This window comes from Nocardia sp. NPDC003693, from assembly GCF_053981095.1.
This window is the reverse complement of the sequence record NZ_JBSFNO010000011.1, coordinates 122135-134132: the sequence shown is the minus strand read 5'-3', so window position 1 is coordinate 134132 and position 11998 is coordinate 122135. Positions and strand designations below refer to the sequence as shown.

10 protein-coding genes are annotated in these 11998 nt (G+C 70.4%); 9 read left to right on the top strand and 1 reads right to left on the bottom strand.

Annotated features, from left to right (window positions below; all coding sequences use genetic code 11):
* Window positions 1-2274: a hypothetical protein gene (locus ACWDOP_RS15095; RefSeq protein WP_456345551.1), complete on the bottom strand. Its 2274-nt coding sequence runs from the start codon at window positions 2272-2274 to the stop codon at window positions 1-3.
* Window positions 2275-2555: 281 nt separating this feature from the next.
* Here ACWDOP_RS15095 and ACWDOP_RS15090 point away from each other — a divergent pair, with 281 nt between their 5' ends.
* From ACWDOP_RS15090 to ACWDOP_RS15050, 9 genes are all read left to right on the top strand, one after another.
* Window positions 2556-3509: an aKG-HExxH-type peptide beta-hydroxylase gene (locus ACWDOP_RS15090; protein ID WP_456345550.1), complete on the top strand. Its 954-nt coding sequence runs from the start codon at window positions 2556-2558 to the stop codon at window positions 3507-3509.
* Window positions 3510-3646: 137 nt separating this feature from the next.
* Window positions 3647-4162, top strand: coding sequence for a hypothetical protein (locus tag ACWDOP_RS15085; RefSeq protein WP_456345549.1), 516 nt, complete (start codon window positions 3647-3649; stop codon window positions 4160-4162).
* Window positions 4162-5934, top strand: coding sequence for a hypothetical protein (locus ACWDOP_RS15080; RefSeq protein WP_456345548.1), 1773 nt, complete (start codon window positions 4162-4164; stop codon window positions 5932-5934). Before ACWDOP_RS15085 ends, ACWDOP_RS15080 begins: the two co-directional genes overlap by 1 nt.
* A gap of 26 nt (window positions 5935-5960) precedes the next feature.
* On the top strand, window positions 5961-7505 hold the full coding sequence (locus ACWDOP_RS15075; RefSeq protein WP_456345547.1) for a PPE domain-containing protein: 1545 nt from the start codon (window positions 5961-5963) through the stop codon (window positions 7503-7505).
* On the top strand, window positions 7502-7843 hold the full coding sequence (locus ACWDOP_RS15070) for a hypothetical protein (protein WP_456345546.1): 342 nt from the start codon (window positions 7502-7504) through the stop codon (window positions 7841-7843). The genes ACWDOP_RS15075 and ACWDOP_RS15070 overlap by 4 nt, the downstream gene beginning before the upstream one ends.
* The gene (locus ACWDOP_RS15065; RefSeq protein WP_456345545.1) at window positions 7840-8556 is read left to right on the top strand and encodes a hypothetical protein; all 717 of its coding nucleotides are present in this window, start codon (window positions 7840-7842) and stop codon (window positions 8554-8556) included. Before ACWDOP_RS15070 ends, ACWDOP_RS15065 begins: the two co-directional genes overlap by 4 nt.
* Window positions 8553-8897, top strand: a complete 345-nt coding sequence (locus ACWDOP_RS15060) for a hypothetical protein (RefSeq protein WP_456345544.1) — start codon at window positions 8553-8555, stop codon at window positions 8895-8897. Before ACWDOP_RS15065 ends, ACWDOP_RS15060 begins: the two co-directional genes overlap by 4 nt.
* On the top strand, window positions 8894-9238 hold the full coding sequence (locus ACWDOP_RS15055; RefSeq protein WP_456345543.1) for a hypothetical protein: 345 nt from the start codon (window positions 8894-8896) through the stop codon (window positions 9236-9238). The genes ACWDOP_RS15060 and ACWDOP_RS15055 overlap by 4 nt, the downstream gene beginning before the upstream one ends.
* Before the next feature lie 15 nt (window positions 9239-9253).
* Window positions 9254-11920, top strand: coding sequence for a hypothetical protein (locus ACWDOP_RS15050; protein ID WP_456345542.1), 2667 nt, complete (start codon window positions 9254-9256; stop codon window positions 11918-11920).
* The last annotated feature ends 78 nt before the right edge of the window (window positions 11921-11998 follow it).

Sequence of the window (11998 nt, the reverse complement as noted above, 5' to 3'; positions counted from 1 at the left end):
TCAGTGGCGCCACGGCATGAACCCGGTGCCCAGCGTATGGTCGTGCAGGTTCGAGATTCGGTTCGCCGAACTGAAAAGCTGGTCCCTGAGCAGCTGTGCGGAGGGACCGCCGGCCGGGGCCTTGCCGACGAGTGTGTCGTGGTACCGCTGTGCCAGTTTTCGATGCTGTGTGGCGAGCCTGTCGCCGATGGCCCAGAGCGTGTCCTTTCCCGCGGCCCGCCACTCGTCCGGAGCTATCGCAGCGAGCGCGGTCGCCGCGTTCGGTGCCGCTGACGCATTGAGGACACGCGTCAAGAAGACGCGGTCCACGGCAGCGGGATTCACCGGAGCCACCGCGTGCCTGGCGAAGTTGTCCGCCGCGACCACCGCCTGCGCGGCGATCGGCTCCCACTTGTCGCGGCTGCCATCATCGCCATAGTTGCGGGCGGCATACGCTGCGGCCACGGCTTTCTGTGCGGCTCCCACACCCTCCGGATCGGTCATTCTGGAGGCGCCCTGCACCGCCAGCGCGTGCTGGGCGCCCATGATCTGCTCATGACTGAAGCCTGCTCGCAGCATGACCGCGGCGTGCATGTTCTCGGGGGCCTTGCTGTCGTACAGGCCGTCCAGCACATTGGCCGCGGCGAGGCCGGTTACCTCGCCCTTGGAACGACTCAGCGCCTTGCCCACCCAGTTCTGCCGTTCGAGCTCGTTCCAGCGCTGGAACTCGTGGCTCAGCGGCGCCATCCCCATGTTCTCGAGTTCCAGTGTCTTGCGCGCACGGGCGAGCGGGTTGAGGGGATTCACGGTCCGGCCGGCGAGCCACGCCGTCACCGGTGAGGTGTTGAACGTGTTGAGCGCGGTGAGGCCCGTGACGAGGCCGAGGCCCGTGGCCGCGGTCCCCGCGGCGTGCATGGTGCCCATACCGAGCGCAGTGCCGGTGCTCCCGCTCGCGGCGGTGCGGCTCATTCCGCTCTGGATGGCCAGTGCGAAACGATTGGCGATCCAGTCGTTGCCCTGATTCAGGCTGTTGCTCAAGGTCTTCAGCTGGGAGATCGCGATGACCTCTACGATCGCGACGATGACGAACACCGACAGCACCTGCCCGCCCGCCTGCGCGAAGATTCGGCTGATGACCATCATGTAGAGGCTGAGGAAGATGACGTAGAGCGCCATGCGGGCGGCGGAGACGGCGCTGTGCACCAGGCTGCGAATCAGATGGGTTTGGGTGGCGCCGTACACGAAACCGCCCGCGGCGAAACCGAATATGGCGCCGAAAGCATGAAAGATGGAGTCCATGGCCGCCTTCATGATCCGTACCGACAGCACGATCGCGAACGAGAGCAGCAGCACCGCGCAGATCAGCAGAATCAGGCCGGTGCCGACCTGTCCCATACTCGGCTCCTCGGCCCTGGCGTGGGCTGCCGCGTCGCAGTTCCGCAACCCTTCGCGCACCTGATCGTCGTCGCCGGCCGCGATGCCGGCGGACCACGCGGCCCGGCATGCGGGCCGGTCGTCGATCACGTGCCCGAAGTTCCATACCTGCATGGGATTTCGCGCGAAGTTGTCGACCATCGTGGTTTGCAGCGCGGGGATCATGGCGCTCGGGTCGGGGTTCGCGTCGCCGGTGAGTCCGGCCGCGACCGAGATGCCGACATCGCGCCCCTGGGCGAGCCAGCCGTGGGCGGAGAGGACCTCCGCGAGCGGATCGGCGAGGAAGACCGGACCGAGTATCGCCACCGCGAACATGGTGACCACCTGGGTCGCGGCCTTGCCCGGATAGCCGCGCAGAATGAACCAGGCCACGCAGAACGCGCCGATCGTAGCGGCGGTGACGAGCATGATCGGAGTAGCGATCTGGCCGGACAGCGTGTCCGCGACCATGCGCAGCGGCGTGGCGATCACGTCGAGCCAGCGGAAGCTGAGTACATAGCCCAGGAGCCAGATCCCCGTGCCGACGAAGATCAGATAGCCGGTGGCCTCCAGGCCGATGATGGTCCACAGCACGGTGTTGTAGGGCGCGAGCACACTCCCGTGGTCGGTGACGATGCGGTAGTTCGCCAACGGGACTCCCTGGGAATCGCGGACATCCATCCAGCCGATGCCGTCGATCTGGGATTCGCCGGAGCTCGCGCCGGCCACCGCGCCCACCAGCCCGGGGAAGACGAACAGGACGAAGAACGCCGCGAACAGCCACAGCGCCCGCCGAGGCAGGCGCCTGATCGCGGAATGCGTTGCCGCTGCGGGCTTTCGGCGCGGCCGGCGGAGCCGGACTATCGGCGATTGGCCAGCCATGCGGGGAGGCTAGCCGAAGACGGTGTGGCGACCGCCCCGCCGATCTTCTCAACGCTGGGAGGTTCGCGCGGCCGGTGAATCGGTAACGTCACGGTTCCCGAACGCCGATTCCTCGCGGCCGTTCGATTTCCCTTGTCCCGCACCGGCAGCGGACCCGCGACCGGTGCCGTAGTGCTGCGCAGGCTCGGCGAATCACGCCGAGCCGTGGCCGGGGCGGTCCATCCCGGTCACCGCCGTCGCGGACCGGCCCTGCCCGCAGCAGCCGACCGCAGGAGCCGACCATGACCGCCGAGCACGAGTTCGACCACAGCACAACGGATATAAGACCCGAGCCGGGATCGGCGGAATGCGCCGCCGCGCGACTCGCGTTGATCCGCATCAGGGAGACACGGCGGGCGCGGTTCGCCGTGCTGACCGGTCGCGACGAACTGTTCTCCGCCGACCGAAGCCCTCGCTTCTACGCGCCGTGGAGCGATGACCCGACCTCGATCGCCGACCTCACCGGTGGCATCTATGTGCACGCGGGGATCACCGCGTTCTGGCGGGCGCACCGGCACTCGACCTGCCACGGGTCGTTGCGGGCACACGCGGACTTCGCGCGCGGTCGAGTGCAGGTGACCGAGGCGATGGTGACAGCCGCCAATTCGGGACTGCTCACCGAGGCCGGGCAGCGCCTGCTCGCGGGCTTGGCCAAGAGTGTGCGGGCCTGGGGTGAGCAGGATCTGCCCGGGGCGGCGCGCCGGGCGGCGGCCGAAGCGCTGCTCGCGCACCGGATCCATTGGCGGGTGCGCAATCTCGTAGTCGAGCCACGGGCGATCGACGCCTTGATGTCGGATTTCGACGCGGGGCGGATGCCGCGCGACCCGGGTCACGCTGTCACCTTCGCCGCACAGCCGGGGATCCCGGCTCGGTACCGGTCGCTGTCGCTGGTCGCCCGGTTGCTCACTCTCGACCCGGTCGGGGCTGGGGGGCCGGTGCAGCTCGCGGGGGACCGTGCCTACCTGGCGGGCTATCTCACCGAGTCGATGGCGCTGTACCAGCGTGAGCTGCGCGCCGATCCACTGCGGCCGCAGGCTTGGGCCGGCTACGCGCTGGCTGCTTCGAAAATGTTCGGTCGCAACCACTTCGACGTGCTGACCGAACGACCCGAGATCCTCGCGGCGCTCTACTCCGTGGCCGGACCCGATATCGAGATCCTGGAGCTGGTGCGCTGGTTGTCGCGAACTCCCGGATGACCCTGCCTCGGGTTCCCAGCACTGGGAATCCATGACAATAGGACGGCAAACACGTCCGAGACACGCTGGGCCGCCGCGCGTCTCGCGAACGCGTTATCGGATCCGCGGGCTTTTCTCCGCATCGGTTAGGTGGTCGAATGGGCTTTCTCAATCTCAATTGGGGAGACGCCGCCGTCGGAGCGGTGACCACCGTGGGGTTCATGGTCGGCGGGCCGGTCGGCGGAGCGGTCGCGGGAGCGCTGGCCGGCAGTGTATCGGCCGTTGTCGACGGCAAGGGCTTCGGCGACATCTTGCAGGCGGCCGCTGTCGAGGGCGCATTGGGCGCGATTCCCGGCGGGATGGTCGGTGGCGCGGTGAAGGGAAAGCTCTTGAGGAAAGGGCTGCAAGCGACGGCAGGAAGCTTCAAGAATGCCCCCGTTCTGTTCTCGAAGAAATTCGTGGGGCAACGGAAGAACTACCTCGCCGAATTCCGGCATCTGAAACTGGGGGCTACCACGGCCGGGGTGTCCACCCTGTTCGGCAATCACCACTTGTCCGGGCGACCATTCTTTCGCGCTCCGGCCGCCCAGCCTGATCCGAACGCCGCCAAACAGCCCTGGAACGTCCCGCAAATCCCGACGAAGCTCGTCTATCGGCCGCGTCGGAGCGCGTGATGGCCACCGCGCCGCAATTCGCTCCGGAGGGCATCCTCATGCCCAATACCGCCGTTATGAAACGGGATCAGTCCTACCCGAAGGAACTGTATCTCGCCCCTGACATCGAGAAGTTCTACGCGGACCAGCTGCCGAAGAACCTCGAGACGATCTTCGACAGCTTCGGAAAGGACACGAAAACCGATCCGCCGGCGCTCGGTGATTCACACCGGCTGCATGTCGCCCCCCAGCAGGTGACGGACTGGGGTGAGAGCTTCAAGAACTATCAGGCGGTCCTGTCCGGCCTGAACGAGTCCATCAGGGATCTGGTCCGAATCGACGCGAACGTCGCGCCCCTGGCGCGAAAGACCGCCGCGATCTCCGAACAGGCACAACTGACCATCAACGAAGCGGTCGGGATCATCAACTTCAAGGCGGGCGCCGTCCCCCCGTCTGGGATGCGCGAGGACGAATGGGTGATGAAATTCCTGACCGAAGCCACCAACGGCGCCGCCGACGCGCTCGAACGCGCGCGAATGGAGTACCAGGTCACCGGTGGCGACACCGACAAATTGACATCGGATCTGGAAAAGAAGAGGACCGAAGTCGAAAAGCGAAACTCCGACGTCGGAACGCCGAAGACCGGGAACCCGGGCTCCCCGGGCAACCCCTACAACCCCCAGTTGCTCCCACCCAACTCGGTGAACGGCAACGGGCCGGGCGGGCCGGGCGGGATCCAGAATCCGATCTATCCGCCGTTGAACCTGGGCGGTCTCCCCGGCTTGAACGGTCCCGGCACGGTAGACGACCGCACCGATCCCAGGCGGAACCCGACTGATCCCGTGCGAACTGATCCCGTGCGAACCGATCCGGTCCGAACCGATCCGGTCCGAACCGATCCGGTCCGCACTCCCACCGATCCCACTCGCGAACTGCCGAAGACCGTGGATCCCTCGGTGCCACCGCGGGACGTGACGCCGCCATCGTCCCTGGCGCCGTTGGGGGGCGCGATGACACCCGCCGGCGGCGGGGGTGGGATGGATATGAGCAGCATGTGGCCGATGCTGTCGATGATGGCCAACCAGGCGAACCAGCGTGGCCTGGCGGAGAACGATCGCGTCGGCCGCCCGCGCGACATAGACGAGAACCGGTACGGACGCACACCGCAACCGGTCACCGCGCCGCCGACCACGCCCGTGACGACCGCGCCGCAGGCACCCGGGGGCGTTGCCGCGCCACCCGCCGGCGCCCCGCCGGGCGCGCAACAACCGGGGCCGAACCCGGGGGAGGGACCCAAACAACCCGTGGTGGCCCAGGGCCCCGCGCATACGCCCGACGCGGACGGCAACGTGATGTACCCCTTCCCGGACGGGAAGAATCAACTGGTCACGGCACTGGTGGCGCAGGCGCTGGACGCGGCCTTCAACGACAGCAACGCTACCGACGCGCGTCAGGCGTACGCCAAGACCGCGGCGAAGTGGGACACCGGGGACAAGCTCCCGGAAATCGCCCCGAGCCTGCTGACGACCGGCGACGTCTGCACCTGGACCAACCCGGATCATTCGGCCATCGTGCGAGCACACGGCTCCGGCGACGAGGGCGTCCTGGAGATCATCGTCGACGGTCGCCTGGTCCCGATCGAGAACGAAATGACCGGTGGCGCCGGAAGTTTCGGAGAGTTCTCCGGTTTCGTGCGTCCGCGCGGCGTCGCCCCGGCGGTACCGGGTGGGAAGACCGGGGCCGAGGCGGGCTCGGCTCCGGTCCCCGGCGACGCCGTGGTCGCGTCCATCTGAAGACCGGTCGGGACAGGAGGAGACAAGTGGCGTTGCACGTCGATCCGTGGGAACTCGCCGGTCTGGCCACCCGGCTCGATGCGCTGGCCCGCGCGCTGCACGGTGCGCTGCCCGGCGGCTGGGTCCGACCGGCGGGGGCGGATTCGAACTCGGTCATCGCGGCCGCCCACTACAACGGTCTGGCGCAGCGGACGCTGAACGGGGTCATCGGCCTGCTGAACGAGGTTGCGCCGCAGGCCTACAACATCGGGGCGTCGGCCGCCGACTACACCCTGGCCGACGAGGAGGGCGGCCGCGCGCTGGGCGCGGCGGGTGCGCCGATCCTCACCAACCCGATCGCCGCGCCGGCCCGGTTCGCGGCACGAGGCGCTCCGCCGGCTCCCGCGGCTCCCGGCGGAGCGGTCGACTCCCTCACCTTCGCCCGGCAGTTGCAGGCGGGGCCGGGGCCGGGGCCGGCGCGCGCCTACGCGGACTCGGTGCGAGGGTTCCTCACCGGTGCGCACGCCGCCGCGCTCCGCGGCATCGACAGCACCGTGCCCGCTCTGCGGAATTGGACTCCGGTCGGGACCGGGGTCGCGGAGCGGCTCACGGTGCAGCGCGGCAGACTCGAGCGTCTCGGCGGCAGCCTGGGCGCGCTCGCTGCGGCGGTGGACGGCTACGCGGACGCGTTCGAGTCGGCCAGGGCCAAGCACCCCACCCCGCAGGAGATCATCGCCGCCCGCCGGCGCTTGCTGACGGCCATGCGATCGAAGAACGCGCTCGCGATCGAGGCCGCGCTGGCCGAATTCACCGAGCAGAACGCGCGTTCCGCGCAAACCATCACCGACTACACGGCCCGGGTGGGAGCCACCGGCGCCACCGATCCCGGAGATCGGCCCGACGGGAAGCCGGTCGGTGAGAAGGGCGACGGCGAGAAGGGCGACGGCGAGACCGGCGACAAGGACAACGGCGACAAGGACAACGGCTCGGGAGGCTCGGGTGGCGGCGGCACGGGTTCCGAAGCCGCCATGCTGTCGCAGCTGCTGCCGACCCTGATGAGCGCGCTGACGAATGCGAACGGGCAGCTCTCGCCGGACGAGTCACCGCTGGACGACGGCGGCTACGGTGACGAGTTCCTCGAGGATCTGCCGATGATTCCGTCATTCGACGGTGGCGGGGGTGGCGGCGGCCCCGGCTTCGATCCCGGTGTCCCCGGTGGCGGCAACCCCGTCTATCCCGTCGGTCAGCTGCCGACCGTTGGCGCGCCGGGCACGGTGGCGAGTGGCCTGCCGCGGACCCCGGTCATCGATCCCCTGCAGAATTCCGGCGCCGGGGCCGGAGCGAATCGCGCCGCCATGATGCCGCACATGCCCTACATGCCGATGGCTCCGGGGATGCCGGGCGCGGGCGCGGGCGCGGGCAACGATCGCTCGCGGGTGGTGGCCTGGCATCCGGATCGTCTCATGTACGTCGACGACACCCCGTTCACCGAGGCGGTCATCGGTGAGAAGCCCAGCATCGCACCGGCGGTGACGCCGCCGACCCCACCCCTGCCCAACCCCGCGCCGACCAATCCCGGAGGTTCCGTGTGAGTGATATCCATCCCGACGTACAGAGCGCGCTGGACGCCGCGCGCGACCTGCGGCATCGCATCGCCGATCTGCGCGAGCGGATCGACGGCATCCGGGCGCGCAGGCCCTCACCGAGCGGCGCGGTGCTGCCCGAGGTCGATGCCATGAGCAGATTGACCGATCTGTACCTGGCGCCGGGAACCACCGAACGGTTCGGCAACGCCGAGTTGGTCGCCGAGATCATGGCCGCCATTCGGGAGAGTACCGCCGATGCCGCCCGGCAGTATCAGGTGCTGATGGACTCGGATCCGTGGCCGGCGGCCGAGCCCGTCACGGACGCGACCGACAGGCCCGCGTGAGCGACACGATCGAGGTCACCGTCGCGGATACCGTTCGCTGGCTGCACGACGAGGGGTTGACGCGGCTGGCCGAGATCGGAGCACGCGCACCCAGCCCGGTCATCGCGTACACCGTCGACGTGGAGACCGGCATCGTGACCGCCTTCCCCGCCGCGGTGACCGGCCCCGGCACCGATGTGCTCACCCTGCCCGCGGACGATCTGCCGCACCCGGCGGGAACCGCACGGCGGCTGCTGGTCGTCGGGGTCACCGCGACCGACGCGGTCCTGGTGCTGGACCTGGCGGTCGTCCGGGCGCTGGGTATCCATGCCGATCGGCCGGAACTGGCCGCGCGCGCCTGGGTGGTCCAGCTGCTGCTGGAACCCGGCATCACCGTCACGACCAACAGCGCCGATCTGGCGATCGCCACCGACGCGCGCTGCCGGCACACTTTCATCCCCGGCGGCGGCACGCTGCTCACCGTGGACGACAAGCAGCCGCCGGTGACGATCGTCAGCCTCAATCCGGCGGTCGGCGGCTCGGACCGCTTCGACGTGGCACCGGACCGATCCGCGGAACTGTATCTGGGAGAACGCTTCTGGCAGTTGCGGCGCGCGCTGGCCATCGACGACCTGACCTGGGCCACGCTCGTGGACCAGCTAGAAACGCCCGATCCCGAACCGGTGGCGCCCGCGTCCCCGGGCGCGGGCGCACAACCGGAGGAACAACCATGACCGATGCCGATGCCGCGGATTCTGCCGAGGTCACACCCGATTGGCGAAGTATGACCTACGAGGTCTTCAACCCCGATCACAGCGCCGGCGTCGCATGTGACCGGGACGGCGAGATCGTGGGGCTGCATCTCACCGATGAGGCCCGCGACAACGGCGACACCTGGCTGGCCGCCGAGATCCTGCGGCTGGCGCGGCTGGCGCACGCGAAATCCAGGGTCGGAATCCGCGCCGAGATGGAGTACAACGGCGCGCGGCCCCACACCATCGACTCGTTCGACCTGCCCACCGAAGCGTCCTATCGGGCCATGGAGGCGGCCGAATTCGGTTCGGCGAAGTCATGACCGGCGACGGTGTGCGACCCGAGGTGAATCTGCTCGACATCGATGAACCGGACGAGGTGCTGGCCGCCGCGGTGTACGCCACCGGCGTCGCCGGAGCGGCGGCGGCGCACGTGCGCACGCTCGCCGGCGCGCTCACACTCACCGCGGAAGCGGGCTCGCCGTTGGACGATCGTCTGGTCGAGCTGCTGCGCTGGTTCCGAACCGCGGTACTCGCCGCGGCCGCCTCCGACGATCGGCTCGCGACGGCCGGGGGCCTCCACGCGATGCGCGCGCTGCGGGATATCGTCGCCGTGGACGAGGACGGCGGTCGCGCGGTGCGCCGGCGCGCCGACCCGAGCTGAATTCCACCGGAACGTATGGATCCGAATCTCGACCACCCCCTGTGGGACGCCATCGTGGGTGAGAACTGGCCCGGCTTGGGCCCGTCCACCTGGAGTGCGCTGCAAACGCTGGCCGAAGCCGGCGCCACGAACCTGGATGTTCTCGAATTCGCGCGGGCCCGGCGCGGTTTCGAGGACCGCGTCCGTTCGAGCGCCGGGCTCGGTCCGGTGCGAGCGGCCATGCGGGCCGAGCAGGCCCGGCTCACCGCCGTGCAGGAGGCGCTGCGGCTTGCCGCGGAGCTGTTCGGCGAGTTCGCCGTGCTGCTGCGCCGCACATGCCACCGGATCCTGGATATCGTCGACGAGGCGGGGACACGTGTACACGCCGTTCGGACCGCCGAATCGGACGATCGGCCCGAGTCCGAGCGAACCGCGCAGATCGACGGCATTGTCGCCGGCGCGCGCGCCGAGGTCGCGCAGATTGTCGCGCGGGCGGCGGAACTACTGGGGCCGAACGAGTTCCGGCAACTCGCGCGCATCGAGGAACTGCTCGGCCGACCCGGTCCGTGGTCGACGGGCCCGGGACACGCGCCCGGGCGTCGGGGCGGTGGCCGGGATCCCCGCGGCGAGCGCGACGCGACCGGTGGGCCGGACTCCCCGGGCCACCGCGGTGGTACGAAACCCGAAGTGTCACCGGGCACGCCCGGCGGCGACCCGTCGCGGGGTCGGCCGCCGGAAGCACCCGGCCTCGGCGCGCCGCGCGGTGAACCCGATGCGGCGGGGCCGTCGGGCCGCGCCGCCGACGATGATCAACCGAAGGCCCGTGGTCCGGCGCCCGGGCTGGATTCGGTACCGCCCGATCAGGTCGCGGCGCCCGACGGTCGCCGCGCCGGCGGTGGCGAAGCCGCCGATCGGAGTTTCGGTGCGGCGCAGATCGATCCGCACCGACAGCAGGACACGCGCAACGCCCCGTCGCCGGCATGGCCGATGGTTTCCGGCGGCGACGCGGCAGCCCTTGCCGACCGGTCACGGAACTCTTATCCGGCTGATGTCGCCCCGCCGGCCGGCGGGGCGGCTCGGGACTCGGCGATGGGCTCCGATCAGGTGGGGCCGACACGCACCGCACCGTTCGACTCGGCGGCCGCGGCGGTCGGGGAGCATGCGGTTGTCGCCGAGTCTTCGGACCCGGCCATCGGCTCGGGGCCGGCGGGATCGTCGGCGAGCCCTCGATCCGTCCCGGCATCCGAGGAGCGTTCCGCGCCGGACGATTCGCTCACGACGCCCGGGCCGCCGCCGGTCATCGCCCCCGCGGCCGCGCAGTCCTTCGTCGCGACGGGCACACCGAGCCTGGCTCAGGGATCGCAAGGCGCTGCGGCACAATCCGTTTCGCCAACGCGATCCGTCCATGCCGGCTTGTCGCCGGTGCGTTCGCTCGGTGACGCCGACCTACGGGCTCCGAACTCGGGCCGCCCGCCCGCCGTCGGCGCCCCGCCGGGGGGCGGTCCCGGCGCCGTCGCCCCCACCGTCCCGTCCGAGGGTGAGAAGCACGGCGTCCGCCGGTCAGCCGGGGGCCCGCCCGCCGCCGTCTCCGACCGCGGTGGCGCCCCCCGCGCGCACGGTGATCGGGGGAGCGGTGACGACGCGGGAGCCGGGGCGGACCGGGCGCCTTCCGCGGCGGCCGGTGAGGCGTTTCGTCACGCCGTGGGCGCCGCCATGGCCGCCGCCGCGGCGCCCTCGTTCGTGGTCGGTGCGACCCTCGACGCCGAGTTGGTGCTCGCGCGAACGTTGTTGCGCGGCATACTCGCCGCGGTGGATGACTCGCCGATCGCCCCCGCGTGGGCGGTCTCGGTTCTCCGCCATTCGGGCGGTCTCAGCGCGTTCGTCACCTCGAACGAGGGCTGCGGCTGGTTGCCGGCCGGGTTGTATCTGCCCCGTACGGTGTCGACCCCGTGGGTCTGGGAGGTCGCTCGGGACGCCGCCTGGGACGGCATCTCCGACCCGGCTCGCATCCTGGCCGAATTCGGGCGTGCGTGGAGCGGCTCAGCGGGCGCGGTGCCGGTGGCGCTGGCCTCCTCGCAGCCGATCGATCCGACGCTGCGCGCGGCCCTCGGCAATATCGCGTGCGCGGGCGCGGTGCGATCGGATTCCGAGCCGAACGTCCCCGCGATGACGCTGTCGGAGCCGGCTCCGGGACTGGTGGACCGGCTCGGTCTCACCGCCGCACCACGCCTGCTGGAACGGGTGGCCGCGGTTCCGGAGCGGCAGGTGACCGCCCGCTGTATCGCCCTCGCGCGGGACGCGCACGCGCGGGTGGCGCGCGTGTGCCCCCCGGCACCGGACCTGATGGGCGCGCCCGAGATCCGGGACCGCATCCTCACCGCGCTGGTTCGTGAGCGTCCGGTACCGCCGCAGTGGTGGGACGAGCTGCGCGATGCCGATGATCTGCTCGCGGCGAGCGCGGTGGCGCTGCGGCCGGACGTCTCCCGCGTACCGCTGGGCGAGCTGCGCTCCGGGCGCGGGGGGCAGTTGCGGGCGCTGCGCGCCGGCTACTTTCAGCGCCGCTGCGACGAGCTGCTCCTGCTGCTCGCCGTGCCCGGCGACCACCGCGTGCTGCGTGAGGCCGTCTACGTGCACGGCCTGGTCGCCGACCACCCCGCGATCAGCGAATCCCCCACCACGACAGTGAGTTCCGACTCGACGTGACAGGCTCCGCCGCCGCTCGGGGGTGGGGGACACAGCGCTCGCGCCTTCCCGGGGATGGGAAGGCTCGACAATTGGCGC